At 30.7% G+C, this 20,283-nt stretch carries 22 protein-coding genes; 7 read left to right on the forward strand and 15 right to left on the reverse strand.

The genetic code is table 11. The features are described from left to right. Positions 1-38 precede the first annotated feature (38 nt). Genes EL235_RS00795 through moaC form a run of 3 tightly spaced genes read right to left on the reverse strand, consistent with a single transcriptional unit; the run spans position 39 to position 1,887 of the window. Positions 39-1,160 (reverse strand): hypothetical protein, encoded by a 1,122-nt coding sequence (locus EL235_RS00795; protein ID WP_039625148.1) that lies wholly within the window; start codon positions 1,158-1,160, stop codon positions 39-41. 12 nt (positions 1,161-1,172) lie between these two features. Continuing rightward, a complete protein-coding gene (locus EL235_RS00800; protein WP_039625149.1) occupies positions 1,173-1,436 on the reverse strand; it encodes an HP0495 family protein in 264 nt (87 codons plus the stop codon). After that, complete coding sequence (gene moaC, locus EL235_RS00805) at positions 1,414-1,887, reverse strand: cyclic pyranopterin monophosphate synthase MoaC (RefSeq protein WP_114639962.1); 474 nt, start codon at positions 1,885-1,887, stop codon at positions 1,414-1,416. The genes EL235_RS00800 and moaC overlap by 23 nt, the downstream gene beginning before the upstream one ends. A gap of 87 nt (positions 1,888-1,974) precedes the next feature. On the opposite strand from moaC, the gene EL235_RS00810 reads away from it, so the two are divergent. Further along, positions 1,975-2,136, forward strand: a complete 162-nt coding sequence (locus tag EL235_RS00810; protein ID WP_039625153.1) for a highly acidic protein — start codon at positions 1,975-1,977, stop codon at positions 2,134-2,136. Between the two features lie 2 nt (positions 2,137-2,138). Next, a complete protein-coding gene (locus tag EL235_RS00815; protein WP_126340607.1) occupies positions 2,139-3,449 on the forward strand; it encodes an MFS transporter in 1,311 nt (436 codons plus the stop codon). Here EL235_RS00815 and cheQ read toward each other — a convergent pair. Further along, entirely contained in the window at positions 3,418-3,894 is a 477-nt protein-coding gene (cheQ, locus tag EL235_RS00820; protein ID WP_114639964.1) for a cheVAW transcriptional regulator CheQ, read from the reverse strand. The two genes, EL235_RS00815 and cheQ, sit on opposite strands and share 32 nt — an antisense overlap. Before the next feature lie 107 nt (positions 3,895-4,001). Here cheQ and EL235_RS00825 point away from each other — a divergent pair, with 107 nt between their 5' ends. Then, the gene (locus EL235_RS00825) at positions 4,002-4,385 is read left to right on the forward strand and encodes a group III truncated hemoglobin (protein WP_039625155.1); all 384 of its coding nucleotides are present in this window, start codon (positions 4,002-4,004) and stop codon (positions 4,383-4,385) included. A 14-nt stretch (positions 4,386-4,399) separates the two neighbouring features. Here the strand turns inward: EL235_RS00825 and EL235_RS00830 are convergent, their stop codons facing one another. The 4 genes from EL235_RS00830 to recA form a co-directional block, all read right to left on the reverse strand. Next, the gene (locus EL235_RS00830; RefSeq protein WP_039625157.1) at positions 4,400-5,083 is read right to left on the reverse strand and encodes an AMIN domain-containing protein; all 684 of its coding nucleotides are present in this window, start codon (positions 5,081-5,083) and stop codon (positions 4,400-4,402) included. Next, a complete protein-coding gene (locus EL235_RS07945; protein ID WP_232017396.1) occupies positions 5,073-5,234 on the reverse strand; it encodes a hypothetical protein in 162 nt (53 codons plus the stop codon). Before EL235_RS07945 ends, EL235_RS00830 begins: the two co-directional genes overlap by 11 nt. A 116-nt stretch (positions 5,235-5,350) precedes the next feature. Further along, entirely contained in the window at positions 5,351-6,595 is a 1,245-nt protein-coding gene (gene eno, locus EL235_RS00840) for a phosphopyruvate hydratase (protein WP_039625160.1), read from the reverse strand. After that, positions 6,595-7,632: a recombinase RecA gene (gene recA / locus EL235_RS00845; protein ID WP_039617275.1), complete on the reverse strand. Its 1,038-nt coding sequence runs from the start codon at positions 7,630-7,632 to the stop codon at positions 6,595-6,597. Before recA ends, eno begins: the two co-directional genes overlap by 1 nt. 110 nt (positions 7,633-7,742) lie before the next feature. Between recA and EL235_RS00850 the strand changes: the two genes are divergently transcribed. From EL235_RS00850 to EL235_RS00860, 3 genes are read left to right on the forward strand one after another with little or no spacing between them, the layout of a single operon-like run. Further along, positions 7,743-8,606, forward strand: a complete 864-nt coding sequence (locus EL235_RS00850) for a menaquinone biosynthesis family protein (protein WP_039625163.1) — start codon at positions 7,743-7,745, stop codon at positions 8,604-8,606. Between the two features lie 28 nt (positions 8,607-8,634). After that, complete coding sequence (gene fliQ, locus EL235_RS00855; protein WP_012660903.1) at positions 8,635-8,901, forward strand: flagellar biosynthesis protein FliQ; 267 nt, start codon at positions 8,635-8,637, stop codon at positions 8,899-8,901. Then, positions 8,898-9,674, forward strand: a complete 777-nt coding sequence (locus EL235_RS00860) for a UDP-N-acetylmuramate dehydrogenase (protein WP_126340608.1) — start codon at positions 8,898-8,900, stop codon at positions 9,672-9,674. Before fliQ ends, EL235_RS00860 begins: the two co-directional genes overlap by 4 nt. On the opposite strand, the gene EL235_RS00865 is transcribed toward EL235_RS00860, so the two are convergent. From EL235_RS00865 to EL235_RS00890, 6 genes are all read right to left on the reverse strand, one after another. Further along, entirely contained in the window at positions 9,667-10,317 is a 651-nt protein-coding gene (locus tag EL235_RS00865; protein ID WP_126340609.1) for a hypothetical protein, read from the reverse strand. The two genes, EL235_RS00860 and EL235_RS00865, sit on opposite strands and share 8 nt — an antisense overlap. Continuing rightward, the gene (locus EL235_RS00870; RefSeq protein WP_126340610.1) at positions 10,317-11,075 is read right to left on the reverse strand and encodes a 3'(2'),5'-bisphosphate nucleotidase CysQ family protein; all 759 of its coding nucleotides are present in this window, start codon (positions 11,073-11,075) and stop codon (positions 10,317-10,319) included. Before EL235_RS00870 ends, EL235_RS00865 begins: the two co-directional genes overlap by 1 nt. A gap of 39 nt (positions 11,076-11,114) precedes the next feature. Then, positions 11,115-12,293, reverse strand: a complete 1,179-nt coding sequence (locus EL235_RS00875) for a cation:proton antiporter (RefSeq protein ID WP_126340611.1) — start codon at positions 12,291-12,293, stop codon at positions 11,115-11,117. Further along, the gene (locus EL235_RS00880; RefSeq protein ID WP_039627323.1) at positions 12,274-13,110 is read right to left on the reverse strand and encodes a biotin synthase; all 837 of its coding nucleotides are present in this window, start codon (positions 13,108-13,110) and stop codon (positions 12,274-12,276) included. The genes EL235_RS00875 and EL235_RS00880 overlap by 20 nt, the downstream gene beginning before the upstream one ends. Next, complete coding sequence (gene topA / locus EL235_RS00885) at positions 13,110-15,194, reverse strand: type I DNA topoisomerase (protein ID WP_414973606.1); 2,085 nt, start codon at positions 15,192-15,194, stop codon at positions 13,110-13,112. Before topA ends, EL235_RS00880 begins: the two co-directional genes overlap by 1 nt. 113 nt (positions 15,195-15,307) lie before the next feature. Continuing rightward, the gene (locus EL235_RS00890; protein ID WP_126340613.1) at positions 15,308-16,774 is read right to left on the reverse strand and encodes a flagellin B; all 1,467 of its coding nucleotides are present in this window, start codon (positions 16,772-16,774) and stop codon (positions 15,308-15,310) included. A 159-nt stretch (positions 16,775-16,933) separates the two neighbouring features. Between EL235_RS00890 and EL235_RS00895 the strand changes: the two genes are divergently transcribed. Next, on the forward strand, positions 16,934-18,412 hold the full coding sequence (locus EL235_RS00895; RefSeq protein WP_126340614.1) for a flagellin B: 1,479 nt from the start codon (positions 16,934-16,936) through the stop codon (positions 18,410-18,412). A gap of 6 nt (positions 18,413-18,418) precedes the next feature. On the opposite strand, the gene EL235_RS00900 is transcribed toward EL235_RS00895, so the two are convergent. Next, complete coding sequence (locus EL235_RS00900; protein ID WP_126340615.1) at positions 18,419-20,281, reverse strand: motility associated factor glycosyltransferase family protein; 1,863 nt, start codon at positions 20,279-20,281, stop codon at positions 18,419-18,421. Positions 20,282-20,283: the final 2 nt, after the last annotated feature.

A 20,283-nucleotide genomic window follows, 5' to 3' on the forward strand; every position in this document is an offset into this window, starting at 1 on the left:
TCAAAATTAAATAAGTTTTTATTTTATCTTAATAAAGTTTATTTTTTAATTAATTTTTTAGCTTTCTCCCAAAGTCGATTTCCTAATTCTTTTGCATTGTTTTTATCTAAACTTTTATATTTATAACTAGCAAGTTTTTCAAGTTCGCTTAATTCTTTGGTTAACATATTAAGTTTGCTTTGCGCTAGCTTGCTAAAATCATCGATTTTTGGATTTTGTTTGATTTCATTGATTTTGATAAGGATTTGCTCTCTATTTTCTTGAATCAAGCGTTTAAATTTGGCAAATAAAGTGTCAAATTTATTTTCTAATAAATCTTTGAGTATATCTTTTACAGGATTATTTAATTCTACTGATAATTGTTTGAGTAATTGTATGAATTCTTGTTCTATATCTATGAGCTCTTTCTCTTTATTTTTTAAATCATATTCTAAAACACTATATGCAAAATTCGATTTGAATTTTTCAATCGCTAAAGAAATCCCATCTTGTACTCCATGAATACTTCCTATACATAAATCATAAGCAAAAGCTTTTGACTCATTGGCAAGTTCAAAAGCGGAAGTTAAAACCATTTGAGAAATTTTTAAAATCCTTTCTTTTTCAAAACTTCCTTCGCAAATTGCATTAAACACAAGATTTTTAGCAATTTCACAAGAGGTAAGTTCTATATTTTCACCTTTTTCTAGGGTTGTTATAAAAGCACTTTCAGCAGTTTCTTTTAAAAGTCCTAATATTTCTATATCATAAAGCATGGCATCATTGATACTTATATTAAATTCATTTAAATTTAAATCTTTTAATGTTTTTTCTAAATTAAAGAAATTTTCACAAATTTTGTGCTTAATAGTATTTTTTTGTTCTTCTATTTTTGTTTTTAATTTGCCATATTCATTAATATAAGCAAAAAACATTTTTTTATCTTCTTCTACCCTAGCTTTAACAATACCTTGGATTATTTTAGAAATATTTTCTTCATTTATAAGTTCAAGTTTTTCTAATACCTTGGAAAATATAGAAAAAAGCTCTTCGTTGCTAGTGTTTTCAAAGCTAATTTTTTTATAACTTAGATTAAAAACAAGCTCGCTAATGAAGCTAGGAATTTCCTTTTTTTCACAAGCTAAGAGAGAATTTTCAAAAATAATGGCTAAATTTTTCATGGTTTTTCCTTTTTATAGTACAAATTTGGCTTTGTTTTTTAATTGATTAAAGATATTTAAACGATCACTTTTGCTATCAACATAAACACTTAAAAGATAGCTTTTATATGTACCTTGTTTGCTAGTATTTGAGATTTTGTATTTAAATTCTCTTTCATTGAGTATTTGTGTAAAAACTTCTAAAGCATCAACTCCAGCTTCAAAAACGACTTTATAATCCCAAAAAGTAGGGTAGTTTATAATAGGTTCTTTTTTAAGATCGCAGATATTTACCACTTTTTCCTCCTTCTTTACTTTCTAAAACTATATCAGTAATTTGCATGCTTTTATCAATGGCTTTAACCATATCATAAATAGTTAAAAGTCCAACACTAACAGCAGTCAAGCTTTCCATTTCTACCCCGGTTTTTCCTTCACATTTTACGGTTACGAAAAGTTTAAAAGAGCATTCTTCTTTGTTTTCTTCTATTTGAGTTTGCACTTTTGAAATCATCAAAGGATGACACATTGGAATGAGATTTGAAGCTTGTTTAGCTCCCATAATAGCTGCTATGATAGCAGTTTGTAAAACAGGCCCTTTTTTTGCCTTATTTTCAATGATGGTTTCAAAAGCTTCTTTGCTCATATATATTTTGCCACTAGCACAAGCTTCTCTTTGAGTGATGTCTTTTTGACTTACATCTACCATTTTGGGGTGATTTTTTTCATCTAAATGCGTTAAATTCATATTTTTCCTTGAGTAAAGTTTAAAAAATTATACCAAAATGTATATTTTTATATTAAAATACTACTAAAAAATTTTAAAGGATATATAATGGCTTATGATGATGAAGAATTTGAAAATTACGATGATGAAATGTATAATGAGGCAGATGATGATACTTATGCAAATAATCAAAGATCATATAATTATGATGATGATGATTATGAATACGATGATGATTATAGTGATGATGATACTTACGAGATGGATTAAGAGTGAGTAAAAATCTTAGTAAAAAAGATATAAAAGTTTTAGGTCTTTCTTCTTTGGGAGGGACCTTGGAATTTTATGATTTTATCATTTTTGTATTTTTTGCAAGTTATATTTCTAAAAATTTCTTTCCCGAAAATTTAAGCCCATTTTGGCAAATGTTTAATACTTATGGGATTTTTGCTGCAGGGTATTTAGCTAGACCACTTGGTGGGATAGTGATGGCGCATTTTGGTGATAAATTTGGTCGTAAGAAAATGTTTATGCTTAGTATTTTATTGATGGTTGTGCCAACTTTTTTACTTGCTTTTATACCTACTTATGAAAGCATAGGGTATTTATGTATAATATTTTTAGTGCTTGTAAGGATTTGTCAAGGTATAGCTATAGGCGGGGAGTTACCTGGTGCCTGGGTTTTTGTATTTGAGCATGCTCCAAAGGGTCAAAAACGTACTTATCTTGGAATTTTAACAGCTTCTGTTGTGGGTGGAATTTTACTTGGTAGTTTTGTATTTTTGATGATGAATAAATTTTTTACGCAAGAAGAGCTTTATGAATGGGCATGGAGAATTCCGTTTTTCTTGGGTGGAATTTTTGGGATTATTTCTGCTTATTTGCGTAAATTTTTAAGAGAAACTCCTGTGTTTGAGCAAATGAAAAAAGATAAAGCTTTAGAAAAATTTCCTTTAAAGGAAGTATTTAAAAAAGCCAAACTAGGTATAATACTTTCTATGTTAATAACCTGGGTTTTAACTGCTTGTATTGTTGTAATGATTTTGATCATACCATCTTTTATGGCAAAAATGTTAAATATTAATGCAAGTGTGCAAACTTACATACAAATGCTTGGTATAGTTGCGCTTGTAATTGGCTGCATATTAAGTGGAATTTTGGCTGATAAAATAGGTATAGTAAAAGCTTGTGCGATTTTTTCACTAGGATTTTTCCTAACTTGTTTGTTTTATTTTAATACTCTTTATACTAAAGTACCCAATTTTAGTATGGTAAGTATGTATTATTTGAGTGCTTGTTTTTTTGCTGGAGTGATGAATTTTTGTCCTTTAATGATGAGTGAAGTATTTGATGCTAAGATTAAATTTTCAGGACTTAGTTTTTCATATAATATAGCTTATGCATTAGCTGGTGGCTTTACCCCGCAACTTGCTTTATTTTTACATACTATCGCTTTAGAAAATTTAGGAAATATTGTACGTTTTTCTTTGGGGTATTATATGCTTGCTATGGCTATAATCTCACTTTTTTCTGCTTTGATGTTTAAATATCTTAGTAATACCCAACGCACATACTCTCAGTGATTTTAATACGCTTTTCCAAAGGAGTAGGACTAAAAAAATGGCATTTTTCGATATAAATATTATAATTATAATCTAGTTTTAAAAGATCATAAAATGCCTTTAAATTTACAAATTTAACCCCGCATACTTCTTTTATATCCAAGATTTTATAAATTTGAGAATTATTTTTTTCTACTAAATGAGATGGAGCTAAAGTAGTAAATGAGCAAAAGGCACTTGCTAACACATAGCCGCTTAAATTTTCACATTTTTGTATAAGATGTTGGTGTTTTTTTAAAATACTTTTTTTGTGTAAAAATACCACCCTTGTACCTTGATAACGTGCTACTTGAGCGTCTTTCCAAAATTTATAAGCGTTTTTAGAGATATTTGCTAATTGATGCAATTGCACATTTAAGACATAATCATCTAAGAACTGATTAGGCGGTAAAATGGTATAAGTCATAGTTTTTCTTTAGCTTTATTTTTAAAATTATACTAAAAATTGACTTTTGTTTATATTTTTAATCCATAAATTTAATACAATAAGTAAAAAATATTTTAAGGAAAAATATGAAATTTGAAACTATTAATCATGATGGTATTAAAAAACTTATGGATGTTTTTTATGCAAAAGTTAGGGTGGATAAAGATTTAGGACCTATTTTTAATGAGAAAATTGGTATAGATGATGAGAGTTGGAAAAAACATAAAGAAAAAATAGCAAGCTTTTGGGCAGGGATGTTTTTAGGTGACCCAAGCTATAGCGGCTCGCCTTTAAGGGCTCATCATGAATTACCTCCATTTCCAAGAGAATTTTTTGATGTTTGGCTTAACTTATTTGATAAAAGTTTGCAAGAAGTTTTCGAAGATGAACCAAGGAGTATTATCATAGAAAGAGCTAGAATGATAGCCCAAAGATTTCAAATGATTATTTATGATCATAGATTTGCTTAAGAGTTTTTAAACTCTTAGCGGTAGTTAAAAATGTGTAAATTTTCACTATGTGAATATTTATAGCTGTATTTTCCATCAAGATATATCACTAAACGATAATACCCTTTATGTGATCCAAAAACAACTTTTCTAACTTTTGCTGTATTTACTTGTAATGTTTTAGTATTGAAATTTTGCTTTTTAGCAAAATCTATAATAATTTTAGTTGGATCTCCTATAGATAAATGTCTTAACATTCTATCTTCAGTTTTAATATTGATTTTGTTATTGTAAAAACCTATAGAAATAAAATTGTAGATATTTCCACTAAAAAGCGGTGTTTCTATATTTAAGGTTGTATTATTTTCTTCTAATTTTGTATTTTTAGTTGTTTGATTTTGTGGTACTGTTACAGATACATCAAATATAGGTGTAGCATTTGGGCTTTTGGTTTTTATAAATGAATAAGTATCATGCCAATTGATGCTTTTATATATATCTAGAGTCGTTTGTTCTTCAGAGCCATCAAGGTTGATATAAGTAATGGTAATATTTTTTAAAATTCTCGCGTTAGAATTAAAGTTAAAATCTTGTCTTTGAAAAGGACTAAGTTTAGCAAATTCGGTACTTTGTTGTTCTATATTATTATCAAAGGGATTATCTTTTGCATTTAAAAGTACATAAGATAATAAAAGTAGTATAAAAAAATTAATTCTCATGCGAATTTTCTCCTTTAAGTCGCAAAAGTTGCAAGTATTCTTTTTGAGCTTGGGCATTTTTAGCTTTTAAGGTTATAATATTTTTTTCTAAAATTTTTTGCTCTTCTTTAAGTGTTAATAGCACATCTAGTGAAGATTTACCAAAAAACATATTACCAAAATACATAGCAACGATAATGGCTACAAATGATAAAACAATAGTTTTTATTAGATGATAATGAGCTTCCTTTTTTTTGGAATGCTCATCATACTCTTTTAATAAGTCACTCAGAGTTTATCTCCTAAATACTCATCATTATCAAGTTCAATTTCTAATAAGCGATTGTATTTAGCAGTTCTTTCACCTCTTGCTAAAGCTCCTGTTTTAATTTGTCCTGTATTAAGTGCTACCGCAAAATCAGCTATAAAAGCATCTTCGCTTTCGCCACTTCTATGGCTCATAATACATCTATAATTGTTTCTATGAGCTAATCTAACTGTTCTCATGGTTTGAGTGATGGTGCCAATTTGATTAGGTTTAATTAATACAGCATTTGCCATATTTTTTATAATACCTTCTCTTAAAATATCTTCATTAGTCACAAATAAATCATCACCTACAAGTTGAATTTTATTGCCAAGTTTTTGGGTGAGTTTAATCCAACCTTCATAATCATCTTCAGCTAAACCATCTTCGATGCTAAAAATTGGATATTTAGCACATAATTCTTCATAACGAGCAATTAAGTCTTCACTTGAGAAAACTTTACCTTCTAAGTGATATTTACCATCTTTGTAAAGCTCGCTACTTGCTACATCTAACGCTAGCTTGATTTTATTTTCATAGCCTGCTTTTTTAATACAAGTCATTAAAAGATCAAGTGGCTCGGTATTATTTGCTAAATTTGGAGCAAAACCACCCTCATCACCTAAAGCAGTAGAGTGACCTAGATTAGCTAATTCTTTTTTCAATACTGCATAAATTTCACAAACTGATCTTAACCCTTCTTTAAAGCTTGAAAAACCAAAAGGCATAATCATAAATTCTTGAAAATCTACGCTATTGTTTGCATGCGCACCACCATTGATGATATTACACATTGGCACAGGTAATACACTTGCATTTGCTCCGCCTAGATAGCGATACAAAGGAACGCCTAGTGCATTAGAAGCAGCACGTGCTGTTGCCATAGAAATTCCTAAGGTTGCATTTGCTCCTAGGTTGGAGTAGTTTTTTGTTCCATCAAGTTCTAAAAGAGTGTTATCTAGCTGGGTTTGATTAAATGCATCAAGCCCTATGATATTTTCAGCTATAATACCATTGATATTTTCAATGGCTTTTAAAACACCTTTTCCGCCAAATCTTTCATCATTGTCTCTTAATTCTAAAGCTTCTTTTTTTCCTGTACTTGCACCACTTGGAACGATAGCACTACCTACGCTACCATCACTTAGCATGATTTCAGCTTTAATGGTAGGATTGCCTCTGCTGTCTAAAACTTCAAAAGCTCTTAAATCTTCAATAATCAACATTATTCCTCTCCTTCTTCGTCATCTTCTTTTGCACCCAAAATCATACTATCTATACCGATTGAATTTTGTATAGCTTGAGTAATTTCATCTGCAATAGCTGGGTTTTCTTTTAAAAAGGCTTTGGCATTTTCTCTACCTTGACCAAGTTTAGAAGCCTTGTAAGAAAACCACGCACCGCTTTTATCAATAATATCAAGTTTTACACCATAGTCTATTAGTTCACCTTCACGACTTACACCCTCACCAAACATCACATCAAATTCAGCCTGTTTAAAAGGAGGGGCTACTTTATTTTTAGCCACTTTTACCTTAACACGGTTTCCAATAGGCTCATCATTTTGTTTTAAAGTAGCTGTTTTTCTTACATCTAAACGCACTGAAGCATAAAATTTTAAAGCATTTCCACCAGTAGTAGTTTCAGGTGTTCCATAACCCATCATGCCTATTTTCATGCGAATTTGGTTGATGAAAATTACAGTAGTGTTCATTTTATGGACAATACCAGTTAATTTTCTTAAAGCCTGACTCATTAATCTTGCTTGAAGGCCTACATGCTGATCTCCCATATCACCTTCAATTTCTGCTTTTGGAGTAAGCGCAGCAACACTATCTACTACTATTAGATCAATGGCTCCACTTCTTGCTATGGTTTCAACGATTTCTAAAGCTTGTTCGCCAAAGTCTGGTTGAGAGATGTAAAGATTTTCTGTATCAACACCTAAATTTTTTGCATATCTTACATCAAGAGCGTGCTCAGCATCAATAAACGCACAAACCCCGCCTTTTTTTTGACATTCTGCTATGATATGTAAGGTAAGTGTGGTTTTACCTGAACTTTCAGGTCCATAAATTTCTATAATTCTTCCTTTTGGAACCCCACCAATCCCTAAAGCTAAATCAAGTCCAACAGAACCCGTAGGAATAGAATCAATTTTTTCAACTTCTTTATCGCCAAGTCTTAAAATAGTGCCTTTTCCAAAGGTTTTATCAAGACTTTTTAAAGCCGCATCAAGTGATTTTCTTTTATTATCATCCATGCTTGTTAATCCTTTTATAATATGTTTAAAATTGTATCAAAAAGAAATTTAATATAAGTTTTTATTTTGAATTTTGCTAAAATACTTTTTTAAATTTTTCAAGGAAAAAAATGAATAAAAAAATTAGCGTAGCACACTCTCCTGATGCTGATGATATTTTTATGTATATGGCAATTAAATTCGGATGGATTGGAAAAGCTTATAAGTATGAAAATACAGCTTTGGATATACAAACTTTAAACGAGCTTGCATTGCAAAATATATACGATGTTAGCGCAATATCTTTTGCGCTTTATCCTTTGATAGCTAGTGAATATGCTTTGCTAAAAACTGCTGTGAGTTTTGGCGAGGGTTATGGGCCAAAGCTTATTAAGAAAAAGAATAAAAAATTAAAGCCAAATTTTAAAGTTGCTTTAAGTGGAGCGCACACTACTAATGCTTTAATCTTTCGTATAAAATACCCACAAGCTAGGATAGTTTATAAGAATTTTTTAGAGATTGAGAAAGCTGTTTTAGAAGATGAAGTTGATGCAGGAGTGCTTATACATGAGAGCATTTTAGAATTTGATTCAAGTTTATGTGTTGAGGCTGAACTTTGGGATATTTGGCAAGAATTAGCCAAAGATGATTTACCTTTGCCTTTAGGTGGTATGGCACTTAGAAGATCTTTACCGCTTAATGATGCAATAGCGGTTGAAAAAGATTTGATTAAAGCAGTAGAAGTAGCTGATCATAATAGAAAAATCTTAGCTTCCATGCTTTTAGAGCGTGATTTAATACGCGTAGATGCGCAAAAACTTGATGTGTATTTAAATTTATATGCGAATAAAAACTCTATTAATATGAATGATAAACAATACAATGCCATAGATAAGCTTTTTGAGCTTGGATTTAATCATGGATTTTATGAGAAATTAATAAAAAGCAAAGATTATCTTATACCTAGCGAGTATGAAGAATTTAGAAATTCTTGATAAAATTTAAATTTTTTAAGGAGAAAATATGGAAAGTACTTTAGTAGCCTTGGGTGTACAAACTTTTAAAATCACACTTATGCTTTCTTTACCTATGCTTTTAGCAGGGCTTATCGCAGGGCTTATTATAAGTATTTTTCAAGCTGTAACGCAAATTAATGAAGCTACGCTTTCTTTTGTGCCAAAAATTTTACTTGTTGTTGTGGTGATAGTGTTTTTAATGCCTTGGATGATAAGTTCTATGATAGATTTTACAACGAATATTTTAAATCAAATTCCAAGCTTTATTCGATGATTATTGATTTTTCTAAGTATTCTTCTGTACGTATAGGCGCGAGCTTTGAAGTGCAGGTGCTTGAAGAACCTTGTAAATTTGATGGTTTTTTAGTAGGCGGGGCAAATAATCTTTTAATCTCTCCAAAACCCAAAAAACTTGGAATTTTAGGGAAAAGTTTTGATTATATTAAAATTTTAGAGCAAAATGAAAAAGGTATGTTTTTAGAGATAGGCTCTAGCGTGAAATCTTTTAAAATGTATCATTTTGCTAAAGAAAACAACTTAAAAGGCTTTGAGTTTTTAAGAAATATCCCAGGAACTTTGGGCGGTATTTTAAAAATGAATGCAGGATTAAAAGATGAGGATATTAGTAAAAACTTAATCAGCATTTGCACTTTTAATCAAGAAATTTTAAAACAAAACATCGCTTTTACTTATAGGTTTAACCCTGTTAAAGAAGTGATGTATAGTGCGAAGTTTTTTTTAGAATATGGATTTGACCCAGTTAAAGATGAACTTTTAAAAAATGCAAGAAAAAATCAACCCAAAGGCGCTAGCTTTGGCTCTATTTTTAAAAATCCAAAAAACGATCATGCAGGAAGATTGATAGAAGCAGTTAATCTTAAAGGTTTTAGTAAAAATGATGCGATGTTTAGTAATGAACATGCAAATTTCTTAATCAATAAAAAACATGCTAGTTTTGATGATGCTTTATTTTTGATAGAACTTGCCAAAAAAAGAGTTTTTGAAGAATTTGGGATTGTTTTAGAAGAAGAAGTGGTGATTATATAGTATTTTTAATATCTTCATAAACAATTGCAGCTATCTCTTGAACTAATTCTTGGTAAGATTTATTTTTATCATTTGTGCTAAATTGAGTATTGATAGTAAGGATTTTATGATCTTTTAGTTTTTTTGTTTTGGCATTAAAAAGTTTGTATTCTATATCAGCTTTGACTTCAAAATTGGAAAAAAGCAAGAAATTTTGTTGGCTTGCTTGAATGCTTTTTAAATCTAGCAAAATAATAAAATCAGCCTTTTTAAAACGATTAAATTCTAAAAACTCACTTGCATTGATGAAATTTTTATTTGTTTGCAATATATTTTGGCTATTGATATAAGTTTGATTTTCTTTTTGACTAAGCAAGGCAAAATTATTTTGCTCATTTAAAATAGCACTTAATGCTTTTAGCGTGTCTTTTGCCATGGTTTTAGCATCAATTTTTAAATTTGAAAAATAAAAATTATATTCTTTTTCATAGCTTGGTACTAAAGCTAAAGTACTAATGTGTGAGAGTTTATCATAATTTATATTTTGTTCAAGATTGATGATATTAAAATCATCGTTATTTTGTAATTTGATGATTTTTTTATTCGCAAAAGAGTTAGCATAAATAGTACTTAAAAAACAAAAAAATATTAAAAAAAATCTCACTAAAAACCTTTTAATTTAAATTCATTCTTGGCAAAAGCTATAAAACTTGGAAGTTTAAAATCAGGACTATTATAATCTAAAGCCTTTTTGTTAAAATCATATAAAATTCCACCATTTTGTTTGATTAAAAAATCCCCAGCAGCTATATCCCAAGCTTTTGGGCCACCAAAACGCGGGTAAATTCCAGCTTTTGCTTCAAGTAAATATACAAATTTTAAAGCAGATGAAACCTTAATGCCTTCAAGATGATTTTGAATGAAAAAATTTTCATTATTATCATGGTTTTTAGAGTATAAAGCAATATTTCTAACTTTTTCATATTGCTCTGAACTAAGATTTAAAATTTCATTATTTTTATAAACCTTAGTATGAGCATGTGCATAATAAAATGCATTATTTTCTACATCGCCTATAAGTGAAAGCACAGGAGTGTTTTTGTGGATTAATGCGATTAAAACGCAATATTCTTTATCTTTTTTAGCATAAGATTTAGTGCCATCAAGAGGGTCTATTAACCAAAAATATTCTAATTTTTTTCTTTCTTCATAAGAAAGTATATTTTCTTCAGAGCATATAGCTATATCGCTTGAAGCTAAAATCTCACTAATAGCTTCATTAGATTTTATATCAGCTAAACCTACTGGGGAATCATCGTCTTTAAACCACAAGGTATTTTTGTCTTTATATTCAAGCAATGCTTTGGAGGCTTCCTTACTTGCTTTTAATGCTAATTCTAAAAGTGTGTCTAAATTTTTCATAAAAAAAGTATAACAATTTTATATAAATACTTAGTAGAATTATTTTCTACTAAGATTATTGATAAATTTAATCAAGCTAATAGCTAAAATTGCTTCAAGTAAAGCTGTAAGCACTAATCCTGAGTATATATCTTGAGTGATAATATTAGTTTGATAAGAAAGTGTAGCTACTGCGATGAGTAAGGTTAGTGGCATAGAATGGCTTAGGCCAAATAAAAAAGTATTTTTTAAACCAAGTATTTTTACAAAAGTCATAGCACAAAGTATTCTTAACCCTATCATAAAGGCGGTTAGTGAAAAAGCTATGATTAAAACTTGAGGGTTTAAAAGCATTTGAAGTTTAAAGCTTGAGCCTATATAGATGAAAAATATAGGGATTAAAAAGCCATAACCAAAACTAGAAAGTTTATGCTCTAAATCTTTTTTATGATCAAAAAAAGTAGCTATGAATGAACCTGCTATAAAAGCTCCAAGTGCAACTTCAAGTTTAAAATAAATCATAATTGCAACTATGGCTATGAAAATGGCCATGCAAAATCTTATATCTTTTTCGTTTTGATCTTGCCAAGGCATGAGTATGGTTTTTAGTTGTGGATACCACCAAAACAGCACTTCTAAAAATTTAAATCCAAAAATACAAAGCGCTAAAAATCCTACTAAATATAATAAATTTTGAGTGAGTGAGAAAATATCAGCGCCTTTGCCTAAAAATGCTGCAGTTATGGTAAGCAAAACTATGCTTACAACTTCAGCTAAAGTAGCTACCACCATGGATATATTAAGCCACTCGCAATTTTTACCAAAATCTCTATAAAGCGTTGAGAGTAAGCCTACACTCATTACAGGTATGATGATGACAAAAATATAAGAAATATCTATACTTTCAACCGCTAAAACACTAAAAGTATATAAAAGTATGATGTAGATAAAAGCTTTATTAAGCAAGCTTCTTTCCGTGTTTAAAAAGGTTTTGAGATTAACCTCCATACCTGCAATAAACATAAGATAATAAAATCCCGCATTAGCTAAAAGCTTAAAATTCTCACTCTCTCCTATAAAACCTAAAAATCCTATAAAAGAACCAAGCATGATTTCAGTGGCTGAAAGTGGGAGTTTTAAAAATTTAGCAATATAAGGTGAAGTGAGTAAGCACCCTGCCACGACCAATAAAATTTTTAAATCCGTAGCAGCTTGAGTATCAATGGCATGAGCTAGCAAAGCTAAATCCCATTTGTTTTAGTTTTTGTATGTCTTTGCTAGGTTCTTCGCCTTTAGTTGTAAGATAATCACCCACTACTATAGCACTAGCTCCTGCATTAAAAATTTCATATTGCCTTTCTTTTAACACTACCTCTCTACCACCTGCTACCATGATATGTGCATTTGGTAAGTCTTTTTTAGTATCTTTGATGATATTTAATGCCTCATCAGGATCAAGTAAAGCTTGCTTGAGTTTTAAATTTTCATTTGGTATGAAAAAATTAATAGGCGAAGAAAAAGGATCAAGCTCTTTTAAGCTTGCTCTAAAACTTTTTCTATCAGCTTCGCTTTCTCCAAGACCATAAATTCCACCACAACAAAGCATTAAACCTGCTTCTTTAGCATAAAGATTAGTTTGAAATCTTTGCTCCCAAGTATGCGTAGAGCAAATATTTGGGAAAAATTCTTTAGAAGTTTCTAGGTTATGGTTATAAGAAAAAATCCCCGCTTTTTTTAATTCTTTGAGTTGTTCTAAATTTGCTATGCCATTGCAAGCTATGAGTAAAAGTCCTTCTACTTCTTTTTGTACCGCATGAGCTACTTTGCACACATACTCAAGTTTTTCATCATCAAGTCCAGCACCTGCTGTAACTAAACAAAAACCTAAAGCCTCATTTTTCTTAGCCATTTTAGCTTCTAAAACAATTTGTTCTATATCTTTTCTTTTGTATTTGTTGATATTAGTTTTCACATGAGCACTTTGAGTGCAGTATTTGCAGTCCTCACCACACCCTCCACTTGCTATATTAGATATAGCACAAAGCATGATTTGCATTAAATTTCCTTTTTGATTTTGCATTTTAAGCACTCTAAAAATGTGCCTTTTTTAAGCTCTTTTATGATTAAAGTTTCGCCACATTTGCTACATTTTTCTTCACTTGGTTTGTATTTGCTTATATAGTTGCATTTTGGATAAGCACTACAGCCATAAAATTTACCACGCTTAGAAAAACGCTCCACAATCTCGCCTTCTTGACAGCTTGGGCATTTTACGCCTATGGTATTGAGCTTTTTCTCACTTTTTTCTTCATTTTGTGTTTCTTGTTTTAAATTTCTTGAGTATTTACATTTTGGAAAATTTAAACAAGCTATAAATTCTCCATATCTTCCTTTTCTTATAGCAAGCTCTCCACCACAATCAGGGCAGGTTTCATCTAATTTTGTAAAAGTTTTTTGACTTTTTATATTTTTTTTACCCTCATCAATTTTTCTCATAAAAGGAAAATAAAACTCTCTTAAAACTTCTTGCCAGTCCATTTTACCTTCTGCAATGATGTCAAGTTTATCTTCCATTTTAGAAGTAAAATCACTATCTACTATATCACTAAAGTTTTGCTCTAAAACTTCTGTTACAACAAAGGCTATTTCATTAGGTATGATTTGTTTTTTATCTATATGCACATATTCTCTTGCACTAAGTAAAGAGATGGTTGGAGCATAAGTTGAAGGGCGTCCTATGCCAAGATTTTCTAGCTTTTTAACAAGCCCAGCTTCAGAGTATCTTGAAGGTGGCTCGGTAAAATGTGAGCTTAATTCTATATTTTGAATATTTAATGTATCTTCTAGTTTTAAATTAGGTAAAATTTTATCTTTGTCCATATCTCCATATACTTTATAATGCCCATCAAATAAAATTTTTCTACCACTTATTTTAAAACTTGCTTCATTTGATTTTACATAGACATTTTGAGTTTGAGATATAGCAGGATTCATTTGTGAAGCTAGGAAACGATTGTATATTAAAGTATATAATCTTGCTTCATCTTTTTCTAAAAACTCACTTGCAAGTTTTGGAGTAAAACTAAGATTAGTCGGTCTTATAGCTTCATGTGCTTCTTGGGCGCCTTTGCTTTTAGTGGTGTAAATATTTGTTTTGCTTGGTAAGTATTCTTTGCCAAAATCACTTTTAATGAGTTTTCTTACTTCTTCTAAAGCTTCTTTTGCGATATTTAAGCTATCAGTTCTCATGTAAGTGATCACACCCATAATGCCTTGATGAGTTTTTACGCCCTCATAAAGTTTTTGGGCAATCATCATGGTTTTTTTAGGGTTAAAACCTAGGCGATTACTCGCACTTTGTTGCAGGGTTGAGGTCATAAAAGGTGCTTGTGGAGCTATTTTTCTATCTTTGCTTTCTATATCTTTTATTTTAAAGTTAGCATTTTTGCAAGCTTCAAAGATAAGCTTAGCTCTATCTTCATTAGTTAGACTTAATTTTTCTATCTTTTGATTTTGAAACTCAACTAATTCAGCTTGCAAGTCTTTTTCAAAAATCACATCTATACTAAAGTATTTTAAAGGAATAAAAGCTTTTATTTCTCTTTCTCTATCGACGATGATTTTTAAAGCCGCACTTTGCACACGCCCTGCGCTTAGGCCTTTTTGAATTTTTTGATTGAGTAAAGGACTTAGTTTATAACCTACTATGCGATCAAGTAAGCGTCTGGTTTGTTGGGCATTGACACTATTTACATTTAAAGATCTCGGATTTTTTAAAGCATTTTCTATAGCACTTTTAGTAATCTCATGAAAAACTATGCGTGGCAGGGAATTTTCATCTTTATTAATAGCCTTAGCTATATGATAAGCTATGGCTTCACCCTCGCGATCCTCATCGGTTGCAAGATAGATAGTTTTAGCTTTTTTAGCCTTTTCTTTGAGTTCTTTTACTAAGCTTGAATGATCATTTGATATTCTATATTCGGGTTTAAAATTTTCATCTTCTATTTTTATGCCAAAGCTAGTTTTAGGCAAGTCTCTAATGTGTCCTTTAGAGGCTATTACTTCATAGTCTTTGCCTAGAAAATTACCTATGGTTTTAGCTTTAGCAGGTGATTCTACTATGATTAAATTTTTCATTATTTTCCTTGTGAGGATTAAAATTAGTAAAAGTGTATAAAAAAAAGTTAAATTTTTTGCTTAGAAAAGAAGAAAAGCCCACCAAAAGGTGAGCTTAGGAAATCGTAAGTTGACTACTGAAGTAATCTTAATACATTTTGAGAAGCTGCATTTGCTTGAGCCATAGCATAAGATCCACTTTGAGCTAGAATGTTAGCTTTAGAGTAGTTTGCGCTTTCGCTTGCAAAGTCAACATCTCTAATTTGTGATTCAGCAGCTTTAACATTAACTTGAGTTACGCTAATGTTGTTAATAGTTGCCGTTAATTGATTTTGTGTAGCACCAATGTTTGCTCTAATGGTGTCAAGGTTTGCTATAGCAGTATCAGCTATATCCATAACAGCCATTGCACCTTGTAAGGTAGTCACACCTGCTGATTGTTTTTTACCTACTAAGTCAGCTGTACTCATAGCATTAAATCCCATAGCACAAGCTATACTTGCAGCAATTTGCCCTTTAACTGATTCTAAATTTACAGTAGCTTCGGCTGTAGCTGTGCCAAGACCAACTGCGGATCCACCTGAAATGATAATATCGCTACCATCATTTTTAACCAAGGATAATCTTCCATAATTTACAGAAGCTATATTTCCACTAAGTGCAGTACCCAAACCACTTAGTTCTATACCTCTACCATCAGCTGAGTTTAGAACTAACTGACCATTTACTACAGATGCTTCAACCCCTGTTGTGTCTTTTTTAGCATTAATTGCAGCTACTAAAGAACCATCTTTATCTCCAGCTTGTACTGCAACTTTACCAATAACAACTCCATTGATTGTAAACGTATCTCCGGTATTTCCAGCTTGAATAGTACCACTTGATATAGTTTGAACTGTAGCAGTAGCTCTAACACCTGTTTTATCAGAAGATTTGTTAATCTCAGCTGCTAAAGCACCAAGTCCCGTTCCTGCGCTTGTAGAAAGAATTACAGATTGAATTTTAAAATCGTTAACACCATCATAGTTTTTAATGGTAAAACCAGCATTTCCGCTCCCTGTTATTCTAGAGCCTGTTTCAAAACGAGTTTGACCAATTTTAGCTGATTGAGTTGCGCCTATGGTTGCATTTATAGTTTGGTTTGCTTTATCGCCAATTTGAAATTGCTGATTAGAAAAAGCACCGCTTAAAAGTTGTTTGCCATTGTAAGTGGTGGTATTTGCTATATTATCAAGCTCTTCCATAAGTTTATTGATCTCACCTTGAATCATTGCTCTAGTTTTTGCACTTTGACCATCTTGAGCTGCTTGAGTAGCTTTAACCTTAATGGTATCTAGTATTTTTAATTGCTCATCCATAGCTTTATCAGCAATTTGAAGCATGCTATTTGCATCATTTGCATTATTAATAGCTTGACCCAAAGAATTAGCTTGAGTTTTCAAACTATCTGCAATAGCTAGACCAGAAGCATCATCTGCAGCTGAATTTATTCTCAAACCTGAACTAAGTCTTGCTAAAGAGCTATCTAATGCTCTTGAATTCATTCCTGCATTTACTTGAGCATTTAAAGATGCTACATTTGTGTTAATACGAAATCCCATTTTAAATCCTTTTAAATATATTCGACACCGTCATGCTGTCGTTAAAAACCATATCGGAAGCAATATAAAAAGTTTTATATTTTTATACAAAAATTTTTTTACATTTTTGGAACACTTATTGCTTTAACAACGCTAAGCAATATTTTGAAAGGATTTAAAATGGGTTTTAGAATAAACACCAACATAGGTGCAATGAATGCACACGCAAATTCGGTAATTACCGCTAGAGAATTAGATAAATCTCTAGGAAGACTTAGTTCAGGTTTGAGAATAAATTCAGCTGCAGATGATGCTTCTGGCATGGCTATAGCGGATTCTTTGAGAAATCAAGCTGCATCTTTAGGTCAAGCTATTAATAATGGTAATGATGCTATAGGTATTTTACAAACTGCTGATAAAGCTATGGATGAGCAGTTAAAAATACTAGATACCATTAAGGTTAAAGCTACTCAAGCAGCTCAAGATGGTCAAACGGCAAAAACTAGAACAATGATTCAAAATGAAATCAATCGTTTAATGGAAGAACTTGATAACATTGCAAATACTACTTCATTTAATGGTAAGCAGCTTTTAAGTGGAAATTTTGTTAATCAAGAATTCCAAATAGGTGCACAATCAAATCAAACAGTACATGCAACCATAGGACCAACTCAATCAGGAAAGATTGGCCATACTCGTTTTGAAACAGGTATTAGGGTTACAGGAAGCGGGACGTCTAATCTAGTTTTAAAATCATATGATGGTGTAAATGATTATAAGTTTCAATCAGTGGTTATTTCTACTTCTGTTGGAACAGGACTTGGTGCTTTAGCTGATGAGATCAATAAAGTAGCTGATAAAACAGGTGTTAGAGCAACAGCTGTGGTTCAAACTATATCAAGTGGAGCTTTACCTGCTGGAACAACAGGTCTTGATTTTGCTATTAATGGTGTGGTTATAGGTCAAGTTGATGTAAAACCTGGTGATAAAGATGGCGCCTTAGCAGCAGCTATTAATGCTAAGAAAGACACAACAGGTGTTGAAGCTTCTGTAGTAGATGGAAAACTCATTTTAAATTCAGCCGATGGTAGAGGTATAGAGTTAAGTGGTTCTCTTGGGACAGCTTTAAGCGGTGTTGTAGCTTCTGTAAATTATGGAAGATTATCCTTAGTTAAAAATGATGGTAGAGATATCATAGTTTCTGGAGGATCTACAATAGGATTTGGTCAAAGTGGTTCCTCTGCTGCCCAAGCAACAGTAAATTTAGAAGCTGTAAAGGGTCAAATTTCAGCTGATATAGCTTGTGCGATGGGATTTAATGCCATGAGTACGGCAGATAATATCACCACTCCAAAAAGTGCAGGTGTTACTACCTTGCAAGGTGCAATGGCTGTTATGGATTTAGCTGATAGTGCTATTACTACGTTAGATAATATCAGAGCAGATATTGGTGCGGTGCAAAATCAAATCACATCGACCATTAACAACATTAGTGTAACTCAAGTAAATATTAAATCAGCAGAATCAACCATAAGAGATGTTGACTTTGCTGCTGAGAGTGCAAACTTTTCTAAATACAACATCTTAGCTCAAAGCGGTTCTTATGCTATGAGTCAAGCAAATGCTGTTCAGCAAAATGTATTAAAGCTTTTACAATAATTTTATTCAAACCCCTTGATATAAAGGGGTTTGTTTTAATAAATCATTTTGTATTTTCAATATATTTATATAATCATTCAGCCATAGTTTTTCTATATTTAAATATTCAACACTTTTTTTCATTTTATCTGCTTTGTCGTTATAGTTTTTTATAAAAATCTCACTTATTTTGCATTCATAATGATAAAATAGAGGTTTAGAGATCTCTGTATAAAAGTAGGGATTTTTGTTGTTATAAATTGAAACTTTAAAGTTGTCTATTTTTTTTATAAGGATTTGGAATTTATCAATATCTTGCGTTAGATCTTGAAAAGAAGTATTGGTAATAGTTTGTTCAATATACTCTAGTAATTTTTCGGCTTTATGGATAATTTTTTCTGCTTTAATAATATGAGATGAAAGAATTTTTTTTAGAGAATTTTTTTTCGAAGATTTTTTTATATATGTTATAGTCTTATCTTCCTTCAACAATTCTTCACATAATTCTTTAAAAGGTTTTTCTATACTTCCTTCTATTCTAGCTCCACCTTCAGTGGCGTTGTAGGTTTTTATATCTAGTGGATTCATTAAGGCTATATCTTTTTCAAATGTTTCTTTAAATATTTTCCACCATCTATTAGTTTCTACTTCTTTATTACCACCATAAGCGGTAACAAATAGACCTTGTTTTCTGCTTCCTTCAAAGTCTTCTTTAAAATAATGATAATCTTTAGGATGAGAATTCCCATCTTCACCATAAGCTAAATCTTGTCCTATTAAGATAATATTTTTATGACCTAATTTTACAGCTAATTCATAAGCCATATTAGCCACACTCATACCTGAACCTAAATAACCATAATCATTCATATTTAGACTTTGTGCAAAAGGTAGTGGTCTATGTACTAGCATAAAATTTCTATTGTTTTTCTTTAAGTATTCTATAGTTTTTGGAAAAACCATACTAACTAAAACAAACAATATATCTTTATCAAAATCTTTAAAATCATTATTAAAAAATTCAGAAGTTCTTTCTATTCTTTCTAAAGACAACACATAATCAGGCTTAATGTTATGTTTTGCTAATATAGGATAAGCACTATCAGCACATATAATACTAGCTTTACTAGCATATTCTTTTAATAAAGGTAGCTGTTTAATCAAAGATGGACCAGTAGAAACTATAATAGCATTTTCTATTTTACCTTTTCTTTGTTTGAGTAAGTCCTTTAAACTAGGGTTGGCTAATTGATAAGGTAGATTGTGTAAAAGTTGGGTGATGCCTTGGAGGGAGTCTTTAGGGTCATTGCCCATGGTGGTAGATATGTATCGGATGGATTTTAAATTAATAGAGTTTATTGTCTGGATAGATTTTAAATAATAGTTGCTGTAAAATTCGTTTAGTGGATGAAAATCGTAAATTTTTACCAAAGTATTGATGTTTTTTTGTGCAAAAAAATTACTGATTTTATGAAAAGAAAAATCTTGAAACAAAACCACTTTTTCATTTCTTATCTCTTCACTTAAATCTAAATAATGAAAAACTAAATAAATAATCTCTAATTCTTCTTCAAAAATAACCAAATGATTTCTAATAGGATTAGAAAGCAAAGCTTTGTATAAAATTCCATTACCTAAACCATAAAAAAATAAAACAGGATATCTTAAAAATTCTTCATTAAATAGCTTTAAACTTTCATTTAATTCTTTTAAAGGATCTTTATATATAAATTCTTTTCTTTTTTTATCTAATATATTAATATCTAAATTATCACTACTTCCTTGAAAAAGTTCAAATTGCTTACATTCTTTTAATTCCCTTAGTTTTAAAGCTAGAGGTTGATCTTTTTCAAATAAAGCTTGAGTATTTTTTAAAAAGAGTTCATTCATAT

This window comes from Campylobacter lari, assembly GCF_900638335.1.
GTDB classification, from domain to species: Bacteria; Campylobacterota; Campylobacteria; order Campylobacterales; family Campylobacteraceae; genus Campylobacter_D; species Campylobacter_D lari_E.

Coding starts and splice junctions, on each gene's coding strand:
- EL235_RS00795 (WP_039625148.1), bottom strand. CDS start 1,160: ATGAAAAATTTAGCCATTATTTTTGAAAATTCTCTCTTAGCTTGTGAA.
- moaC (WP_114639962.1), bottom strand. CDS start 1,887: ATGAATTTAACGCATTTAGATGAAAAAAATCACCCCAAAATGGTAGAT.
- EL235_RS00810 (WP_039625153.1), top strand. CDS start 1,975: ATGGCTTATGATGATGAAGAATTTGAAAATTACGATGATGAAATGTAT.
- cheQ (WP_114639964.1), bottom strand. CDS start 3,894: ATGACTTATACCATTTTACCGCCTAATCAGTTCTTAGATGATTATGTC.
- EL235_RS00825 (WP_039625155.1), top strand. CDS start 4,002: ATGAAATTTGAAACTATTAATCATGATGGTATTAAAAAACTTATGGAT.
- EL235_RS00830 (WP_039625157.1), bottom strand. CDS start 5,083: ATGAGAATTAATTTTTTTATACTACTTTTATTATCTTATGTACTTTTA.
- EL235_RS07945 (WP_232017396.1), bottom strand. CDS start 5,234: ATGTTTTTTGGTAAATCTTCACTAGATGTGCTATTAACACTTAAAGAA.
- eno (WP_039625160.1), bottom strand. CDS start 6,595: ATGTTGATTATTGAAGATTTAAGAGCTTTTGAAGTTTTAGACAGCAGA.
- recA (WP_039617275.1), bottom strand. CDS start 7,632: ATGGATGATAATAAAAGAAAATCACTTGATGCGGCTTTAAAAAGTCTT.
- EL235_RS00850 (WP_039625163.1), top strand. CDS start 7,743: ATGAATAAAAAAATTAGCGTAGCACACTCTCCTGATGCTGATGATATT.
- fliQ (WP_012660903.1), top strand. CDS start 8,635: ATGGAAAGTACTTTAGTAGCCTTGGGTGTACAAACTTTTAAAATCACA.
- EL235_RS00860 (WP_126340608.1), top strand. CDS start 8,898: ATGATTATTGATTTTTCTAAGTATTCTTCTGTACGTATAGGCGCGAGC.
- EL235_RS00870 (WP_126340610.1), bottom strand. CDS start 11,075: ATGAAAAATTTAGACACACTTTTAGAATTAGCATTAAAAGCAAGTAAG.
- EL235_RS00880 (WP_039627323.1), bottom strand. CDS start 13,110: ATGCAAATCATGCTTTGTGCTATATCTAATATAGCAAGTGGAGGGTGT.
- topA (WP_414973606.1), bottom strand. CDS start 15,194: ATGAAAAATTTAATCATAGTAGAATCACCTGCTAAAGCTAAAACCATA.
- EL235_RS00890 (WP_126340613.1), bottom strand. CDS start 16,774: ATGGGATTTCGTATTAACACAAATGTAGCATCTTTAAATGCTCAAGTA.
- EL235_RS00895 (WP_126340614.1), top strand. CDS start 16,934: ATGGGTTTTAGAATAAACACCAACATAGGTGCAATGAATGCACACGCA.
- EL235_RS00900 (WP_126340615.1), bottom strand. CDS start 20,281: ATGAATGAACTCTTTTTAAAAAATACTCAAGCTTTATTTGAAAAAGAT.